Source organism: Allobosea sp. NPDC055594 (assembly GCF_053618995.1).
Map to the genome: position 1 here is coordinate 71,795 of NZ_JBSHIO010000001.1, position 16,516 is coordinate 88,310.

Consider the following 16,516-nt stretch of genomic DNA (forward strand, 5'->3'; position numbering starts at 1 on the left):
TGCGATGAACGCACCCGTGCCCGGCGCTCTCACCTCCTCGCTGCTCTATCTCGACGGCGTCAGCGTCTCCTTCGACGGCTTCAAGGCGATCCGCGGCCTGTCGCTGACCATCGCGCCCGGCGAGATGCGCGCCATCATCGGCCCGAACGGGGCCGGTAAGACGACGATGATGGACATCATCACCGGCAAGACCCGGCCCGACGAAGGCACGGTGATGTTCGGCGGCTCGGTCGACCTGACCCGGCTCGACGAGGCGGCGATCGCCAATCTCGGCATCGGCCGGAAATTCCAGAAACCGACCGTGTTCGACTTCCACACGATCGAGGACAACATCCTGCTGGCGCTGAAATCGCAGCGCACCGTGCTGAAGACGCTGTTCTGGCAGACGGGCGCCGCCCAGCAGAAGCGGATCGACGAGATCCTCGGCATCATCAAGCTCGCCGACAAGCGCGAGCGGCTCGCGGGCTCGCTCTCGCACGGCCAGAAGCAGTGGCTCGAGATCGGCATGCTGCTCGCCCAGGATCCAAAACTCCTGCTCGTCGACGAGCCGGCCGCCGGCATGACCGATGGCGAGACGGCGCAGACCGCGGAGCTGCTTAAGGAGATCGCCAGGGATCACTCGGTGATCGTGGTCGAGCACGACATGGGCTTCATCCGCGAGCTCGGCGTGAAGGTGACGGTGCTGCACGAGGGCTCGGTGCTGGCCGAGGGGCCGCTCGACCAGGTCAGCGCCAATGAGCGCGTCGTCGAAGTCTACTTGGGGCGGTGATGATCATGGTCGCGACTCTCTCCCTCCGTCATCCCGGACAAGCCGCGAAGCGGCGCCGATCCGGGATCCATTCCGGAGCGCTGCCGATAGAGGTTCAGGAATGGATCCCGGGTCTGCGCTTCGCTCCGCCCGGTATGACCCGTGGTGTTTCCCGCAACACCGTGGCCGAGGCGATTAAATGCTGAGCGTCGAAGCCATCGACCTGCACTACGGTGCCGCCCGGGCGCTGCGCCGCGTCTCGCTCACCGCCGAGATCGGCAAGGTGACCTGCGTGATGGGCCGCAACGGCGTCGGCAAGACCTCGCTGATGCGCGCGATCGTTGGCCAGCAGCCGATCTCCGGCGGCCATGTCCGCCTCGACGGCCAGGATATCTCGAGCCTGCGCAGCGAGGCGAGGGCCCGCGCCGGCATCGCCTTCGTGCCGCAGGGCCGCGAGGTCTTTCCGCTCCTGACGGTGAAGGAGAACCTCGAAACCGGCTTTGCGCCCTTGCCTCGCAAGGAACGCTACATCCCGAACGAACTGTTCGACCTATTCCCCGTGCTGAAGTCGATGCTCGGCCGGCGCGGCGGAGACCTCTCGGGTGGCCAGCAGCAGCAGCTCGCGATTGCGCGGGCGCTGGTCACCCGACCCAGGCTGCTGGTGCTGGACGAGCCGACCGAGGGCATCCAGCCCTCGATCATCAAGGATATCGGCCGTGCCATCGACTATCTCCGCCAGAAGGGTGGCATGGCGATCGTTCTGGTCGAGCAGTATTTCGACTTCGCCCGCGACCTCGCCGACACGATGTTCGTGATGGACCGCGGCGAGATCGTGCTGGCCGGAGCGATGGCGGAGCTCGACGGAGCCCAGGTCCAGAGGTTGATTCAGGTGTGAGGCCCAAGGCGTTGAGGCGGAATCGCTTTCCGTCATGGTTGGGCTTGTCCCGGCCATCCACGTCTTGCCCGGCTGATAGAATGCCGTGTTCAAGACGTGGATGCTCGCCACAAGGGCGAGCATGACGGAGACCTGCCCCGCTGATTCAGAGTCAGCTGCTCGGCAGTGCGCCCCCCTCAAAATTCCAGCGGCGCGTTGTCGACCACTTCCTTCATCACGAAGAAGGTGCGGGTTTGGCGCACGCCGGGCAGCGCCAGCAGCGTCTTCGCGTGCAGCTTGTTGAAGTCGGCGAGGTCGCGCACGCGGATCTTGAGGAAATAGTCGAAATCGCCGGCGACGATGTGGCAGTCGAGCACGACGGGGAGCTGCTTCACCGCCTCCTCGAACAGGCCGAAGCTTTCCGGCGTCGAGCGGTCGAGCACCACGCCGACGATGGCGAGCGTGCCCTTCTCGACCTTGTGCGGATCGATCTGCGCGCGCACGCCGGTGACGTATCCTTCCGCGAACAGGCGCTGGATGCGGCGATGGCAGGTGGCTGCGCTGGTGTTCACGCGCTTGGCGATCTCGGCATTGCCCATGCGCCCGTCGGCCTGCAGCAGGCGCAGGATTCTGAGGTCGGTTTTGTCGAGTTCGGCCTCCATGAACGATTCTTCCGTTTTTTCGGCTGCTAATAGCGTTCGAGACTATCAAATTGCCGAAACTATGAAAGCAGCAGAAGAATCAGGCGCGAAGTTCGGGAGCACCTTTCAAGGGCGTTTTGCTAGCGTTTGCGGGCCATTTCAGAAGGGAAACCCGCCATGCTCGCCAAATTCGAACGCTATCCCCTGACCTTCGGGCCGTCGCCGATCGAGAAGCTGTCGCGGCTCTCCGCGCATCTCGGCGGCGGGGTCGAGCTCTATGCCAAGCGCGAGGACTGCAATTCCGGCCTCGCCTTCGGCGGTAACAAATTGCGCAAGCTCGAATACATCGTCCCCGATGCGATCGCGTCCGGCGCCGACACGCTGGTCTCGATCGGCGGCGTGCAGTCGAACCACACCCGCATGGTCGCGGCGACCGCCGCTAAGATCGGCATGAAGTGCCGGCTGGTGCAGGAGAGCTGGGTGCCGCATGAGGATGCGGTCTATGACCGGGTTGGCAACATCCTGATGTCGCGGGTGATGGGCGCCCATGTCGAGCTGGTCGACGAAGGCTTCGACATCGGCATCCGGGCGAGCTGGGAAAACGCGCTCGAGGATGTGAAGGCCAAGGGCGGCAAGCCCTATGCGATCCCGGCCGGCGCCTCCGTGCACAAGCTCGGCGGGCTCGGCTATGTCGGCTTCGCCGAGGAGGTGAGGGCGCAGGAGGCCGAATTCGGCTTCAAGTTCGACTATATCGTCGTCTGCACCGTCACCGGCTCGACCCATGCCGGCATGGTCGTCGGTTTCGCGAGGGATGGCCGCCAGCGCAAGGTCGTCGGCATCGACGCATCGGCGACACCGGCGCAGACCAGGGCGCAGGTGCTCGACATCGCACAGAAGACCTCCGAGCTCGTCGGCGGCAAGCAGATCACGGCCGACGATATCGTGCTGAACGAGGACTACGCCTATCCGGTCTATGGCGTACCCTCGCAGGAGACGCTTCAAGCGATCCGCCTCTCGGCCCGGCTCGAAGGCATGATGACCGACCCCGTCTATGAGGGGAAATCGATGCAGGGCATGATCGATCTCGTGAAGAAGGGCTTCTTCCCGGCGGGATCGAAGGTGCTCTACGCCCATCTCGGCGGCGTGCCGGCGATCAACGGCTACAGCTACACCTTCCGCAATGGTTGAGCGTCATGGAGGCGCTCGTCCTCTGTGAGATTGCGGCAGGCCGCGACGACCTGCGCGAGGCGCTGCTGGCGCGCATCGGTCGGCTCGGGCTCCGCGAGCGGGCGAAGCTCAGCTTCGTCGCCCGCGACCGCGTGTCACCCGCCAGCGTCGTGCTGGCGGTCGGCTTCCCCGATGCGGGCGAGGCGGAACGTTTTGCCGCCGAGGCTGCTGGCGAAGGGGGCGCTTCGACGGCCATCAGGCTGCTTGCGCTCGACGCGACCTGGCAGACCGAGCCGCTGCCACTGATGTTTCCGTGACCGGGGCGGTGCCGGGTCCTGTGATCCGGTGCCGGTTCAGAGTTTGATTCAGGCTTGGCGGCCAAGGCGTTGAGGTGGAATCAACTTTTGCTCGGTGAAGGTCGCCGTCATGGTCGGGCTTGTCCCGACCATCCACGTCTGCCTTCGGCCCGCACGGTGTTCAAGACGTGGATGCTCGCCACAAGGGCGAGCATGACGGTGTGATCCGCTGATCAAGAATCAGCTGCCCGGTATCCCCCTTCAAGCCCCAAGGCCGCATTGCTGGAGGCCTTCCTCCCTTACGGCGACGGCGGCCGCGCGGCGGCGATGCCGGCGATGGCCACGTCCGGCAGGTCGCCGATGACCGTGCCGACCGTCTTCGGCTTGGTCAGCGGGGTGGGCACCGGCTGGTTGCCGTGGAGCAGGTCCTGGCCGGCATGGATGTCGCTCGCGACCTGGAGGTCGAGCCGCTCGGCGTCGCGGCGGCGGACATCCTCTACGATCTCGACGACCTCGTCCTCCGGCACGCCGAGCGCACGCAACACCTCGCCGCCGAAGACCATGGCGGATTCGAAGGTCTCGCGGATCTGGTACTCCACCCCGGCGCGGATCAGGTCCATGGAATGGCCGCGGTCGAAGGAGCGGACGAAGAGCTTCGCATGCGGGAACTCGGCCTGCGCCACCCGCACGATCGCGTTGGCCGTGTCGCGGTTCTCGACGCAGACCAGGATCGCCTCGGCATGATGGGCGCCCGAGGCGTGCAGGATGTCGGCGCGCCGGCCGTCGCCGTAATAGACCTTGAAGCCGAAGCTCGCCGCGGCCTGGATCATCTCGACATCGGTCTCGATCAGCGAGACGCTGAAGCCGCGTGCGAGCAGGCCCTGGCTCGCCACCTGTCCGAAGCGGCCGAAGCCGACGACGAGCACGCGCCCTTCCAGCCCCTCGGCGTGGTCGATGCCGTCGAGCGATTCCCGCTCGGCCGGCATGAAACGGTCGATCAGCAGCACGACAAGCGGGGTGAGCGCCATGGACAGGATCACGACGGCGCTGGTGATGGCGTTGACCTTCGCATCGAAGATGCCCGCTGCGGTCGCGGCGCTGTAGAGCACGAAGGCGAACTCGCCGCCCTGCGAGAACAAGGCGACGCGGGTGATCGCATCGCGCGTGCGGGTGCGGAACAGCTTGGCGACGATGAAGATGCCGGCCGCCTTGACCAGCATGAAGGAGGCGACGCCGAGCGCGACGACCCGCCATTCCTGGGCGATCAGCTTGAGATCGAGCGACATGCCGACCGCCAGGAAGAACATGCCGAGCAGCAGGCCACGGAACGGCTCGATATCGGCCTCGAGCTGGTGGCGGAAGGTCGATTCCGAGAGCAGCACGCCGGCGAGGAAGGCGCCCATCGCCATGGACAGCCCGCCGAGCTGCATGGCGAGCGCCGAGCCGAGCACGACAAGCAGCGCCGCGCCGGTCATGACCTCGCGGGCCTGGGCATTGGCGAGCAGGCGGAACATCGGGTTGAGCAGGTATTTGCCGGCGAGGACGAGGCCGACGAGCGAGCCGGCGCCGATCAGAAGAGGCATCAGCCCGCCGCTGCCGGCCGCCTTGGCCGGCGCCAGCACCGCGACGATGGCGAGCAGCGGCACGATGGCGAGGTCCTCGAGCAGCAGGATCGAGACGGCCTGCTGGCCATGCGGCGTCGAGGCTTCGCCGCGCTCGTTCAGCATCTGCATCACGACGGCGGTGGAGGAGAGCACGAAGCCCATGCCGGCGATGAAGGCCGCCACCGGCGCAAGGCCGGCGAGAATTCCGACGCCGGTCAGCAGCGCGCCGCAGAGCCCGACCTGCGCGACACCGAGGCCGAAGATCTCGCCGCGCAGATTCCAGAGCCGCGCCGGCTGCATCTCCAGCCCGATGATGAAGAGGAACATCACGACACCGAACTCGGCGAGATGCAGCACGCTTTCCGGATGCGGGAACAGCCCGATCCCGGAGGGGCCGATCAGGACGCCGCCGGCGAAATAGCCGAGGACCGAACCGAGCCTGAGCCGTCGGAAGATCGGGACCGCGATGACGCCCGCGCCGAGAAGCCCGACGGCCTGGACCAGCTCCGGAGAAAAGCCCTGCGCTGCCATGAAGCTCCTGCTGTCGCTGCCGACGCGGAGGTGCGCCTGCTCGAAAATGCAGGCGCCTTGGGTGTTTAGGCAAGCGCGCGATGGCGTGTCGGATCGCTCAAAAGCTGGTGAACGCATGTCGTCGCGCCGCCGGGGCGGCGTCTTGCGGCGTCATTGGCCGGCGTCGCAGCGATCTCGCCCGGCTTGCCCGCAGCCCTGCATCGGGGCATGAAGCGTCCCCAAGCCGGCTCGTTCCGGCAGCAGGAGCGCTTGCGATGCAGCTTGGAGTGGTCGGCCTCGGCCGGATGGGAGCCAATATCGTCCGGCGGCTGCACCGCGCCGGGCATGATTGCGTCGTCTATGACCGCGATCCGAAGCCGGGCGCGGCGCTTGCCAAGGACGGCGCCGTCAATGTCGGCGATCTCAGGGAGATGGTGGGCAAGCTTCAGGCGCCGCGGGCGATCTGGGTGATGCTGCCGGCCGGCGAGATCACCGAGGGCACGCTCGCCGAGCTCGCCGGCATGCTGGAGCCGGGTGATACGCTGATCGACGGCGGCAACGCCTTCTGGAAGGACGATGTCCGGCGCGGGCGCGAGCTCGCGGCCAAGGGGCTGCACTATCTCGACATCGGTACCTCCGGCGGCGTGCACGGGCTCGAGCGCGGCTACTGCCTGATGATCGGCGGCGACAAGGGCATCTTCGACCGGCTGGAGCCGATCTTCCAGGCGCTGGCGCCGGGCAAGGGCGAGATCGAGCCGACCCGCCATCGCGAAGGCCGCAATCCGACGGCCGAGCAGGGCTATCTGCATTGCGGCCCGGCCGGGGCCGGGCATTTCGTCAAGATGGTCCATAACGGCATCGAGTACGGGATGATGCAGGCCTTCGCCGAGGGGTTCGACCTCATGCGCAACGCCTCCGCCAAGGAGGGCCTGCCCGAGGAATACGGCTTCGATTTCGATGTCGCGGAGATCGCCGAGGTCTGGCGGCGCGGTTCGGTGGTGACCTCCTGGCTGCTCGACCTGACCGCCGAGGCGCTGGCGGCGGATGAAGAGCTCGGTGCCTATTCCGGCCATGTCTCGGATTCCGGCGAGGGGCGCTGGACGGTGCAGGCGGCGGTCGAGACCGCGACCCCGGCCGAGGTGCTGACCTCCTCGCTCTACACCCGCTTCCGCTCGCGCAAGGACCATACCTTCGCCGAGAAGATCCTCTCCGCCATGCGGGCCGGCTTCGGCGGCCATGTCGAGCCGAAGAAGCAGGGCTGAGCGAATGAGCGTCTCGGACAGCGCCGGCAAGCCTGCCGTCATCGTCGTCATGGGTGTCGCGAGCTCCGGCAAGACCTCGCTCGGCGAGCGCCTGGCGGAGCGGCTCGGCTGGTCCTTCCGCGACGCCGACTCGTTCCATCCGCCTGAGAACGTCGCCAAGATGTCGAGCGGAACGCCGCTGACCGACGAGGACCGCAAGCCCTGGCTGGCGGCGATCGCGGCCTGGATCGACGATCTGCGGACCAACGGCGGCAACGGCATCGTCACCTGCTCGGCGCTGAAGAGAGCCTATCGCGAGGTGATCGTCGGCGACCGGCCCGACGTCACGCTGGTCTATCTCAGGGGCTCGCGCGAGCTGATCGGCCAGCGCATGGCGGCGCGGCAGCACCATTTCATGCCGCCGGCCCTGCTCGACAGCCAGTTCGCGACGCTGGAGGAGCCGGGCGCGGACGAGAAGCCGCTCGTGGTCCAGGTCGAGGCCAGCAAGGAGGCGATCGTCGCGCAGGTGGTGCGGGAGTTGAGGCTCGGGTGACGCTTGCCCCGGGACCCGGCTAGCCACCCGGCGGTGCGCTGTCCAGCGCGGTCAGCGCCGCTATGTCCCTGGCGCGGTGGCGCGGCCTGAGCGAGGCGGCGAGCAGCGCGAGCCTGTGCCGGAGATAGGCCAGGATCAGCGCCAGCAGCGGCGCCGGCGAACGATCGATGCTGTGCACGGAAGCCTCCGCCACCATCGGACGGGCATATCCCGCCCGAAGGGCAGCTTGCGCTCGTCCGGCGCGCGCTGCAAGGCGGCTCCTAGTTTCAACCGATTGAAAACTGACGCCTTCGGCGCGATGCTTGGGCAAGATAAAAAAGCCGCCAGCCCAAGGTCCAGAGATCATGCTCGACAAAGCCATTCCGCCGCGCACGCTCAAGCTCAACGCCGCCGACAATGTCGCGGTCGCCGTCGATCCGATCGATGCGGGCGTCAGCGCCGCCGGGGTCACGGCGCTGAAACGCATCCCGCGCGGCCACAAGATCGCGCTGGTGCCGATCGCCAAGGACGAGCCGATCCGCAAGTTCGGCCAGATCATCGGCTTCGCCACCCTCGACATTCCGCCGGGCGAATGGGTGCACGAGCACAATACCGGCTTCCACGCCTTCGAGCGCGACTATGCCTATGCCGCCGAGGCGAAGAAGGAATTCGTGCTGCCGGTCGAGCAGCAGGCGACCTTCCAGGGCTTCCGTCGCAAGGATGGGCGCGCCGGCACGCGCAATTATGTCGGCATCCTCACTTCGGTGAACTGCTCGGCTTCGGCCGCGCGCTTCATGGCCGAGGAGGTCAAGCGCTCCGGCATCCTCGCCGACTATCCGAATGTCGACGGCGTGATCGCGCTGACCCACGGCACCGGCTGCGGCATCGACTATAACGGCGAGAGCTTCGAGGTCTTGAAGCGCACCACCTGGGGCTACGCCTGCAACCCGAACATGGCGGCAGTTCTGGTCGTCGGCCTCGGCTGCGAGGGCTTCCAGATCAAGCGCATGAAGGAGGCCTATGGCGTCGAAGAAAGCGACATCTTCCGCACCATGACGATCCAGGAGACCGGGGGCACGAAGAAGTCGGTCGCCGCCGGCGTCGAGGCGCTGAAGACCATGCTGCCGATCGCCAACCAGGCGGTGCGCGAGACCGTCCCGGCTTCCGAGCTGATGCTGGCCCTGCAATGCGGCGGCTCTGACGGCTATTCCGGCATCACCGCCAATCCGGCGCTGGGCGCCGCCGTCGACATCCTGGTCGAGCATGGCGGTACCGCGATCCTCTCCGAGACGCCGGAGATCTATGGCGCCGAGCATCTGCTCACCCGCCGCGCCGCCACTCGCGAGGTCGGCGAGAAGCTCGTCGGCATCATCAAATGGTGGGAGGACTACACCGAGCGCGCCCGGATGAGCATGAACAACAACCCCTCGCCGGGGAACAAGGCGGGCGGGTTGACCACCATCCTGGAGAAGTCGCTGGGCGCCGCGGCCAAGGGCGGCACCAAGACGCTCTCGGCGGTCTACCACTATGCCGAGCCGGTCCGGACCAAGGGCTTTGTCTACATGGACACGCCCGGCTACGACCCGGTGGCGGCGACCGGGCAGGTCGCCGGCGGTGCCAACATCCTCGCCTTCACCACCGGCCGCGGTTCGGCCTATGGCTGCAAGCCGACGCCTTCGGTGAAGCTCGCCACCAACACGCCGATCTACGAGAAGATGATCGACGACATGGACATCAATTGCGGCGACGTGCTCGACGGCGTGACGCTCGAGGAAAAGGGCCGCGAGATTTTCGACAGGCTGCTGAAGATCGCCTCGGGCGAGCGCTCCAAATCCGAGCAGCTCGGCTATGGCGACGCCGAATTCGTGCCCTGGCAGATCGGCGCGACGATGTGAGCGGGCGGCCCTCGGCCGCGGCTGACACCTCGCTCGTCATGGTCGGGCTTGTCCCGACCATCTACGTCTTCGCTGGTCGAAGGCTCTGTTCAAGACGTGGATGCTCGCCACAAGGGCGAGCATGACGGTTCAGGCTAAACCCACCAGCCTGAGCCGCGTCCCCCAGGGATCGGTACTCTCGAAGCCGCGATCGATATTCGACGGCGTGAAGCCGGCGCTGGCCATGCGCTCGCGCTGCGCTGCGAGCAGAGCAGGATCGGCGACCTCCAGCGAGAACCAGTCGAGGCCGGTCGTCGCCCGGTCGCGGCTACCGGCGCCGGCGCTGTTCCAGGTGTTGAGCGCGACATGGTGGTGATAGCGCCCTGAGGAGAGGAAGCTCGCCGTGTCGCGCCGCGATGTCGAATCGAGGCCGATGGCGTCGCGGTAGAAGCTCTCGGACTGCTGGATGTCGCCGACGCGCAGATGCATATGGCCGATGCGCAGCCCGGCGGGCGCTGCCTCATAGTCGCTGCGGCTGGTCTCGGTCAGGCTGAGGATGCCGTCGACGTCGAGCCGGTGCGTGCCCATGACGACGCGCTCGCCCTCCCAGCGCCAGAGGCGCGGATCGCGATCGGCATAGACCTCGATGCCGTTGCCTTCGGGATCGTCGAGATAGACGGCTTCGCTGACGCTGTGGTCGGCGAAACCGGTAAGAGGCGTCTGGTTGCGGGCGACATGCACGAGCCAGCGCGCGAGATCGCGGCGCGACGGCATCAGGAAGGCGGTGTGGAACAGGCCGGCGGCGTTGCGCGACTCATACTGCGCCTGCGGCCGCGCCTCCATCGAGACGAGGGGGACGCCGCCCGCCCCGAGCGTGACGCCATCCGCACTGGCCGAGATGACGGCGAGGCCGAGCACGGACTGGTAGTAGCGGCTCATGCGGTCGAGATCGCGTACGCGCAGGCCGATGGCGCCGCAGCGGATCGGCGTGCTGCCGGCAAAGCCCGGGGCGGTGGCCGCGATCGTGCCCGTGCCGGCTGCCGGCGTAGCTTCCGCCCGTGCCGCCGCGACGGCGGCCATGGCGAGCGAGGCCGTTCCGGCCAGTCGCAACAATTTCCGCCGGGTCAGTTCAATCGTCATCGTCATCCATTCCGCTCGCGGCGCATCGCCGCTGCGGCCGTGCAGAGCATTCTTCGCGGCGGAATGCATGTCACAAGCACGAGAGAGGGGCAAAATCCGCTCAGGCGGTCGCAATGCAGCCGGGCCGGCATTGGTCCGGCGCATCACAACGGACACAGACCCCCGACAATGCGCAATTTTCTGATGGTCACTCTGCCCCGGACCGCCCTTGGCCTGCTCTTCCTGGTCAGCGCCGCCGACGGCTTCTGGTATCTGGCGACCGGCAACCACCTGATCCATCCGCCGGTGACGGAAATCGGCCTCGCCTGGGAACGCTCGCTGGAGCAGGCGAAATTCTTCCTGCCGCTGCTGAAGAGCGTGAATCTGGTCGGCGGGCTCCTGCTGCTGCTCAACATCGCGCCGGCGCTCGGGCTGGCGCTGATCGCGCCGGTGATGACGGTGATCGTGCTGTTCCATGCCGAGCTCAACCCGCAGGGCATGCCGGTCGCGGCGATCGTCGCCATCTGCGGCGCGCTGCTCGTCTTCGCCTATCGCGGGCGCTATGCGGCGCTGCTGCGCTGACGACGTCCGAGGCTTTGCCTCCGGTCAGAGATCGGAGGCGGAGCCCCATTCCGGGACATGGGTCGCGAGCTTGTCGAGCAGCTTGCCGAGCTGCGCCCGTTCGCCGGGATCGAGGCAGGCGAGCATTGCCGCCTCCCGCGCCTGCAGCATCGGGATGTAGCGCTCGTAGAGCGCCCGGCCCTCGGGCGTGAGATAGAGCAGCTGGCGGCGGTTGTCGGCCGGATCGGGCTCCCGGCGGATCAGCTTCTTCTTGTCGAGCAGGATCACGGCGCGGCTGACGCTCGCCTTGAGATGGCCGGAGAACTCGCAGAACTCGCTCGCGCTCGCGCCGTCGCGCACGGTCAGGAAGATCAGGATGACGATCTCCGGCCGGGTCAGCCCGAACTCCGTCTCGATCATGCGGAAGGAGGGCTCGCGATAGAAGTTCAGGACGTAGCCGATCTTGTAGGCGGTCGGGATCGCGGTCCCGTCCAGGATGGCGCGCCGCTGCGCGGCGTCCAGCCCGATGGACTCGTCCTGTTGAATTAGTCTCACATTGGACTTTTTTGTTGCGCGCGCCATGAGCCGGTCCTAGCATCCTCGGCAACAGATGGCACGGCCTTGCCGCGCCGGGAGGAGGCGATGGACCAGGCTGGTGCCACAGGGCGGCAGGCGCTTTCGCGCGCGCTGCAACGGCAATGCTTCTATTCGGGTAGTGATGCCCATCCGATCTATGTCGACCGGCTCGGTGCGGCCGGGGCCGGGCGCCTGCCCATCGTGCTCGTCCATGGCGGCGGCCATACCGGCGCCTGTTACCTTACGACCCCCGATGGTCGGCCCGGCTGGGCGCATGCCTTCGCGTCTTACGGCCGCGAGGTCTTCGTGCCGGATTGGCCGGGCCATGGTCGCTCGCCGATGCGGCCGGACTTCGCCACCCTGTCGAGCGTCGAGATCGCGACCAGCCTGCAGCGCCTGCTGGAGGAGATCGGCCCCGCGGTGCTGCTGGTGCATTCGGCGAGCGGGCCGATGGCCTGGTGGATCGCCGAGAAGGCGCCGGGGGCGGTCGCGGGAATCGTCGGCGTCGCGCCGGGCGGGCCTGCAAATCTCCTGCCGGAGCTACCCGATGATGCCGAGGCGGTGGCGAAGCTCAGGGACGATGAGAGTCTGGGCTGCCCGGTCCGCGTCGAGGAGGACAAGCCGCTCTTCATCCCACCCGAATTCATGCGGGCCTATTGGGCGAATTCCGAACGTTTCCCGAAACAGGCCTTCGAGGCCTATCGGCGTTCGATCGTGCCCGAGAGCGCCCGACTGATGAACGAGCGCTTCAATATCGGTGGTAAGGGCTTGCGGATCGGGAATCCCGCGGCACTTTCGGCCCATCCGATCCTGATCGTCACCGGCGATACGGACCCGCGCCATCCGCGCGCGGTCGACGAAGCGACGGCCCGCTATCTCGGCGCCGAATTCGTCTGGCTGCCGGAGCGCGGCATCACCGGCAACGGCCATATGCCGATGTGCGAGGACAACAGCGACGAGATCGCGGCCCTGATCGTCGCCTGGCTGGAGGCCAAGGGTCTTTGACGCGAAGAGCGCCGGCGCACGTCGCAGCCGGCCGGACAACGAGATCGGGAGGAATGTGATGCGGTCGCTACTGTTGGGCGGCGCCATGCTGGCGCTTGCCACTCTGCCGGCGCTGGCGCAGGTCAGCGACGATGTCGTGAAGATCGGCGTGCTGACGGATATGGGCGGTGTGACCGCCGACATCGGCGGCAAGGGCTCGGTGATCGCGGCCGAGCTGGCGCTGAAGGAATTCGGCGCGACCGTGCTCGGCAAGCCGATCCAGATCGTCGCCGCCGACCATCAGCACAAGGCCGATGTCGGCACCTCGATCGCCCGGCAATGGTTCGACGTCGACAAGGTCGACGCCGTCGTCGACGTTCCCAATTCGGCGGTGGCGCTGGCGCTGCAGTCGCTTGCCCGCGAGAAGAAGCGGATCGTGATGTATTCCGGCGCCGGCACGACGGCGCTGACCAATGAGCAGTGCTCGCCCTATGGCTTCCACTGGACCTACGACACCTATGGCGTGGCGCGCGGCACCGCCTCGGCCGTGGTCAAGGCGGGCGGCACCTCCTGGTTCATGCTGGCCTCCGACTATGCCTTCGGCCATCAGCTGCAGAAGGACGCGACCGATGTCGTCGAGGCCAATGGCGGCAAGGTCGTCGGCTCGGTGCGGCACCCGCTGAACAATGCCGATTTCTCCTCCTTCCTGCTGCGGGCGCAGTCCTCCGGCGCCAAGGTCGTCGGTATCGCCAATGCCGGTAACGACACCGTCAACGCGATCAAGCAGGCCGGCGAGTTCGGCCTGGTAGAGCAGGGCCAGAACCTCGCGGCGCTGATCTTCTTCCTGCAGGACGTCCACAGCCTCGGCCTCAAGGCGACGCAGGGGACCTATCTGACGACGGCCTCCTACTGGGATCTCGACGAGCCCTCGCGCGCCTGGTCGAAGCAATTCATGGAGAAAGCGGGCATGATGCCGTCCATGCTGCATGCCGGCGTCTACGGCTCGGTGCTGCATTATCTCAAGGCGGTGAAACAGGCCGGCACCGACGATCCCGACAAGGTCGCCGCCGCGATGCGGGCGATGCCGATCAACGACGCTTTCACCAGGGACGCGACGATCCGCGCCGACGGCCGTGTGTTGCGCGAGATGTATCTCGCCCGGGTCAAGAAGCCGGCGGATTCGAAGGGGCCGTGGGACTATTTCGAGATCGTGCGCAAGATCGAGCCCTCCGAGACGGTCTGGCCGCTGTCGGAAAGCCGCTGCCCGGCAGTGAAGGGCTGAGCCCTCAGAGCGGGGCGAGGTCCTTGAGCCAGCGTGTGCGTTCGGCGGTGACCTGCATCAGGCAGCTCTGATCGGTGAGCGCGGCCATGGTGCCGCGGTCGCCGAGCCGGGACATGAAGGAACAGCTCGAATCGCGATAGCCGAGCCAGGCGCGCTGGGCGTCGCGCAGCAGGTGGCGCTGCGCCGGTTCGAGCCCGTTCGTCGCCGCGCGATAGGCGGCGTTGAGGGCCGCGTCGAGCCTGACGTATTCGGCGTTGCCGCAGTCGAGCATGGCGACGGTGACGCCGCCGGATTTGTCCATGCAGGCCTTGTAGGCTGGCGAGGAGCTGCCTTGGGACGCGCCATCCTGGGCGCCGGCTGCAGCGGGGGCGCAGAGCAGGGCGGCGGCGAGCAGATGCCCGGCTCCTCGGTTCTTCCACGCCATCAAGGATCTCCCCGTCGTCAGAGCGAAAAGCCCTGCAGCCTGTCGCCGAGCTCGCCGAGCCGGTCGGCTCCGACATTGGCGATGGCGATGCGCAGATGTCGCTCCTGTCCGGGGCCGAAATAAGGGCCGGGCAAAGCGAGCACGCCGCGCTCCTGCACCAGACGGCGGACGACCTCGGCTGCGGGAACACCTTCGAAGGGATGGGCGAGATAGGCGAAATAGGCACCGGCTGCGAGGACATTCCAGCCGTTGAGCGGCGCCATCGCCCGGCGGAACAGCCCGGCCCGTGCGTTGATCTCGCTGCGGTTGGCCTCGCGCCAGGCACGGATGCCGTCGATGCCCCAGGCGATGGCGCCCTGACCGGCCCGGACGGGGCTGATCTGGATGCAGTCGAGCACCTTGCCGATCTGCGCCAGCACATCGGTGCCGGCGGTGATCGCGCCGAGCCGCCAGCCGGGAACCGCATAGGCCTTGGAAAAGCTGTAGAGGCCGATCAGCGAATCACGCCAGTCGCTTGCGGCGAAGAGTTCATGCGAGCGGCCAGCCCCGTCCGGCAGGAAATCGCGATAGGTCTCGTCGAGTACGAGCCAGATATTGCGCCGGCGGCAGAGCGCGGCGAAGGCGGCGATGGTGGCAGGCGGATAAACCGCGCCGGTCGGGTTGTTCGGGGTCACTAGCACGATGGCGCGGGTGCGCTCGTCGATCAGGCTCTCGGCGGTCGCGATATCGGGCACGAAGGCCTGCGCGGGATCGCAGGGCAGCGGGCGCGGCTCGACGCCGAGCATGTTCAGCGTCATCTCATGATTGAAGTACCAGGGCGTCGGCAGCAGGACATTGTCGCCGGCCCGGGCCACCGCCATCATCGTTACGACATAGGCCTGGTTGCAGCCGGCCGTGATCGCGATCTCCTCCGGCGAGATCGGCGCGCCATAGAAGGTGCTGGTCTCGGCGGCATAGGCCTCGCGCAAGGCAAGGTCGCCGGTGATGGCGCCGTAGCGGGTCTGGTCGGGCCGGCCGGCCGCCTCGGCGAGGCGCTCCAGCAGCGCCGCGGGCGGTGGCGAGCCCGGCACGGCCTGCGACAGGTCGATCAGCGGGCCGCTGCGGCCGTCATAGGCTCGTGCCCAGCCCTGCGCCTCGGGAATCGGCGGGGTCGCGGTGTCGATGAGATCGGGGTTCAGCGGGGTGGGGGACGGCGAAGGCATGGCCGAGCTTTGCGGCGGCGACGGCCTGCCGTCAACGCCCACGATCCGGTGGTCTTGGAGCGCGGGACGCACACCGCCATATTCGCCGGAAAGCAATGACGATCCGGAGCCCGGCGGCATGGATGAAGAGACACAGGATGCGATCGCGGAACTGCATGCGATGCTCGACCGCGCCCGGGTGATCGTCCCCTTCACCGGCGCCGGCATCTCGACCGAATCGGGCGTGCCCGATTTCCGTTCGCCGGGCTCGCCCTGGATGATCAACAAGCCGATCCCGTTCGATGTGTTCGTCCACAGCCGCGAGGCCAGGGTCGAGGCCTGGCGGCGCAAGTTCGTGATGGACGATCATTGCCCGGACGCCAGGCCCAATCGCGGCCATCGCGCGCTGGCGACGCTGGTCGCGGAAGGCCGCTCGCCCGGCGTGATCACCCAGAACATCGACGGGCTGCACCAGGCCTCGGGCATCGCCGAGGAGGCGGTGATCGAGCTGCACGGCAACGGCACCTATGCGACCTGCCTCAGCTGCGGCTGGCGCCATGAGCTGGCGGCGATCCGCCAGGTATTCGAGGCCTCGGGCGAGCCGCCGGACTGCCTGATCTGCGGCGGCGTGGTGAAGGCCGCGACGATCTCCTTCGGCCAGCAGATGCCGCAGCGGCAGATGCTACGCGCCCAGGATATGACGCTTTCGGCCGATCTCTATCTCGTCGCCGGCTCGTCGCTCGTCGTGTTCCCGGCGGCGAGCTTCCCGGTCGTCGCCAAGCGCAACGGCGCCAAGCTCGTCATCCTCAACCGCGAGCCCACCGAGCTCGACCCGATTGCCGATCTCGTGGTGCGGGCTGAGATCGGCGTGGCGCTGGCGCGGCTGGCGAACTGAACGGCCG

The 16,516-nt window shown here is 67.4% G+C and carries 18 protein-coding genes; 11 read left to right on the plus strand and 7 right to left on the minus strand.

The annotated features are described in order from the left end of the window. Positions 1-4: 4 nt before the first annotated feature. Positions 5-769, plus strand: coding sequence for an urea ABC transporter ATP-binding protein UrtD (urtD, locus tag ACWGRX_RS00380; protein ID WP_452115961.1), 765 nt, complete (start codon positions 5-7; stop codon positions 767-769). Between the two features lie 178 nt (positions 770-947). Then, on the plus strand, positions 948-1,643 hold the full coding sequence (gene urtE, locus ACWGRX_RS00385) for an urea ABC transporter ATP-binding subunit UrtE (RefSeq protein WP_452115962.1): 696 nt from the start codon (positions 948-950) through the stop codon (positions 1,641-1,643). Positions 1,644-1,819: 176 nt separating this feature from the next. On the opposite strand, the gene ACWGRX_RS00390 is transcribed toward urtE, so the two are convergent. Beyond that, the gene (locus ACWGRX_RS00390; protein ID WP_291639360.1) at positions 1,820-2,284 is read right to left on the minus strand and encodes an Lrp/AsnC family transcriptional regulator; all 465 of its coding nucleotides are present in this window, start codon (positions 2,282-2,284) and stop codon (positions 1,820-1,822) included. Between the two features lie 156 nt (positions 2,285-2,440). On the opposite strand from ACWGRX_RS00390, the gene ACWGRX_RS00395 reads away from it, so the two are divergent. After that, a complete protein-coding gene (locus ACWGRX_RS00395) occupies positions 2,441-3,451 on the plus strand; it encodes a 1-aminocyclopropane-1-carboxylate deaminase (protein WP_452115963.1) in 1,011 nt (336 codons plus the stop codon). 5 nt (positions 3,452-3,456) lie between these two features. Continuing rightward, positions 3,457-3,747, plus strand: a complete 291-nt coding sequence (locus ACWGRX_RS00400; protein ID WP_452115964.1) for a hypothetical protein — start codon at positions 3,457-3,459, stop codon at positions 3,745-3,747. A 278-nt stretch (positions 3,748-4,025) separates the two neighbouring features. Here ACWGRX_RS00400 and ACWGRX_RS00405 read toward each other — a convergent pair whose 3' ends face one another. Beyond that, on the minus strand, positions 4,026-5,861 hold the full coding sequence (locus ACWGRX_RS00405) for a monovalent cation:proton antiporter-2 (CPA2) family protein (RefSeq protein WP_452115965.1): 1,836 nt from the start codon (positions 5,859-5,861) through the stop codon (positions 4,026-4,028). A gap of 254 nt (positions 5,862-6,115) precedes the next feature. Between ACWGRX_RS00405 and gnd the strand changes: the two genes are divergently transcribed. Together gnd and ACWGRX_RS00415 are read left to right on the plus strand one after the other, a co-directional pair. Continuing rightward, complete coding sequence (gnd, locus tag ACWGRX_RS00410; RefSeq protein ID WP_291638691.1) at positions 6,116-7,102, plus strand: phosphogluconate dehydrogenase (NAD(+)-dependent, decarboxylating); 987 nt, start codon at positions 6,116-6,118, stop codon at positions 7,100-7,102. 4 nt (positions 7,103-7,106) lie between these two features. Then, positions 7,107-7,634, plus strand: coding sequence for a gluconokinase (locus tag ACWGRX_RS00415; RefSeq protein ID WP_452115966.1), 528 nt, complete (start codon positions 7,107-7,109; stop codon positions 7,632-7,634). Positions 7,635-7,653: 19 nt separating this feature from the next. Here ACWGRX_RS00415 and ACWGRX_RS00420 read toward each other — a convergent pair whose 3' ends face one another. Continuing rightward, positions 7,654-7,812 (minus strand): hypothetical protein, encoded by a 159-nt coding sequence (locus tag ACWGRX_RS00420; RefSeq protein WP_291638693.1) that lies wholly within the window; start codon positions 7,810-7,812, stop codon positions 7,654-7,656. Positions 7,813-7,978: 166 nt separating this feature from the next. On the opposite strand from ACWGRX_RS00420, the gene ACWGRX_RS00425 reads away from it, so the two are divergent. After that, positions 7,979-9,508, plus strand: coding sequence for a UxaA family hydrolase (locus ACWGRX_RS00425; protein ID WP_452115967.1), 1,530 nt, complete (start codon positions 7,979-7,981; stop codon positions 9,506-9,508). A gap of 129 nt (positions 9,509-9,637) precedes the next feature. On the opposite strand, the gene ACWGRX_RS00430 is transcribed toward ACWGRX_RS00425, so the two are convergent. Beyond that, positions 9,638-10,627 (minus strand): VOC family protein, encoded by a 990-nt coding sequence (locus tag ACWGRX_RS00430; RefSeq protein WP_452115968.1) that lies wholly within the window; start codon positions 10,625-10,627, stop codon positions 9,638-9,640. Between the two features lie 183 nt (positions 10,628-10,810). On the opposite strand from ACWGRX_RS00430, the gene ACWGRX_RS00435 reads away from it, so the two are divergent. After that, on the plus strand, positions 10,811-11,188 hold the full coding sequence (locus ACWGRX_RS00435; RefSeq protein WP_452115969.1) for a hypothetical protein: 378 nt from the start codon (positions 10,811-10,813) through the stop codon (positions 11,186-11,188). Between the two features lie 24 nt (positions 11,189-11,212). Here the strand turns inward: ACWGRX_RS00435 and ACWGRX_RS00440 are convergent, their stop codons facing one another. Next, positions 11,213-11,722 (minus strand): MarR family winged helix-turn-helix transcriptional regulator, encoded by a 510-nt coding sequence (locus tag ACWGRX_RS00440; protein WP_452115970.1) that lies wholly within the window; start codon positions 11,720-11,722, stop codon positions 11,213-11,215. 87 nt (positions 11,723-11,809) lie between these two features. On the opposite strand from ACWGRX_RS00440, the gene ACWGRX_RS00445 reads away from it, so the two are divergent. Beyond that, a complete protein-coding gene (locus ACWGRX_RS00445; protein ID WP_452115971.1) occupies positions 11,810-12,748 on the plus strand; it encodes an alpha/beta fold hydrolase in 939 nt (312 codons plus the stop codon). A 58-nt stretch (positions 12,749-12,806) separates the two neighbouring features. Further along, entirely contained in the window at positions 12,807-14,009 is a 1,203-nt protein-coding gene (locus tag ACWGRX_RS00450) for an ABC transporter substrate-binding protein (protein ID WP_452115972.1), read from the plus strand. Between the two features lie 4 nt (positions 14,010-14,013). Here ACWGRX_RS00450 and ACWGRX_RS00455 read toward each other — a convergent pair whose 3' ends face one another. Further along, positions 14,014-14,433 (minus strand): lysozyme inhibitor LprI family protein, encoded by a 420-nt coding sequence (locus ACWGRX_RS00455; RefSeq protein WP_452115973.1) that lies wholly within the window; start codon positions 14,431-14,433, stop codon positions 14,014-14,016. 17 nt (positions 14,434-14,450) lie between these two features. Then, positions 14,451-15,635, minus strand: a complete 1,185-nt coding sequence (locus ACWGRX_RS00460) for an aminotransferase (RefSeq protein WP_452115974.1) — start codon at positions 15,633-15,635, stop codon at positions 14,451-14,453. A gap of 118 nt (positions 15,636-15,753) precedes the next feature. On the opposite strand from ACWGRX_RS00460, the gene ACWGRX_RS00465 reads away from it, so the two are divergent. Further along, positions 15,754-16,509, plus strand: coding sequence for an SIR2 family NAD-dependent protein deacylase (locus tag ACWGRX_RS00465; protein ID WP_452115975.1), 756 nt, complete (start codon positions 15,754-15,756; stop codon positions 16,507-16,509). Positions 16,510-16,516 lie beyond the last annotated feature (7 nt).

Excerpts from the sequence above, each read along its gene's own strand:
- urtD (WP_452115961.1), top strand. The coding sequence starts at position 5 with ATGAACGCACCCGTGCCCGGCGCTCTCACCTCCTCGCTGCTCTATCTC.
- urtE (WP_452115962.1), top strand. The coding sequence starts at position 948 with ATGCTGAGCGTCGAAGCCATCGACCTGCACTACGGTGCCGCCCGGGCG.
- ACWGRX_RS00390 (WP_291639360.1), bottom strand. The coding sequence starts at position 2,284 with ATGGAGGCCGAACTCGACAAAACCGACCTCAGAATCCTGCGCCTGCTG.
- ACWGRX_RS00395 (WP_452115963.1), top strand. The coding sequence starts at position 2,441 with ATGCTCGCCAAATTCGAACGCTATCCCCTGACCTTCGGGCCGTCGCCG.
- ACWGRX_RS00400 (WP_452115964.1), top strand. The coding sequence starts at position 3,457 with ATGGAGGCGCTCGTCCTCTGTGAGATTGCGGCAGGCCGCGACGACCTG.
- ACWGRX_RS00405 (WP_452115965.1), bottom strand. The coding sequence starts at position 5,861 with ATGGCAGCGCAGGGCTTTTCTCCGGAGCTGGTCCAGGCCGTCGGGCTT.
- gnd (WP_291638691.1), top strand. The coding sequence starts at position 6,116 with ATGCAGCTTGGAGTGGTCGGCCTCGGCCGGATGGGAGCCAATATCGTC.
- ACWGRX_RS00415 (WP_452115966.1), top strand. The coding sequence starts at position 7,107 with ATGAGCGTCTCGGACAGCGCCGGCAAGCCTGCCGTCATCGTCGTCATG.
- ACWGRX_RS00425 (WP_452115967.1), top strand. The coding sequence starts at position 7,979 with ATGCTCGACAAAGCCATTCCGCCGCGCACGCTCAAGCTCAACGCCGCC.
- ACWGRX_RS00430 (WP_452115968.1), bottom strand. The coding sequence starts at position 10,627 with ATGACGATTGAACTGACCCGGCGGAAATTGTTGCGACTGGCCGGAACG.
- ACWGRX_RS00435 (WP_452115969.1), top strand. The coding sequence starts at position 10,811 with ATGGTCACTCTGCCCCGGACCGCCCTTGGCCTGCTCTTCCTGGTCAGC.
- ACWGRX_RS00445 (WP_452115971.1), top strand. The coding sequence starts at position 11,810 with ATGGACCAGGCTGGTGCCACAGGGCGGCAGGCGCTTTCGCGCGCGCTG.
- ACWGRX_RS00450 (WP_452115972.1), top strand. The coding sequence starts at position 12,807 with ATGCGGTCGCTACTGTTGGGCGGCGCCATGCTGGCGCTTGCCACTCTG.
- ACWGRX_RS00455 (WP_452115973.1), bottom strand. The coding sequence starts at position 14,433 with ATGGCGTGGAAGAACCGAGGAGCCGGGCATCTGCTCGCCGCCGCCCTG.
- ACWGRX_RS00460 (WP_452115974.1), bottom strand. The coding sequence starts at position 15,635 with ATGCCTTCGCCGTCCCCCACCCCGCTGAACCCCGATCTCATCGACACC.
- ACWGRX_RS00465 (WP_452115975.1), top strand. The coding sequence starts at position 15,754 with ATGGATGAAGAGACACAGGATGCGATCGCGGAACTGCATGCGATGCTC.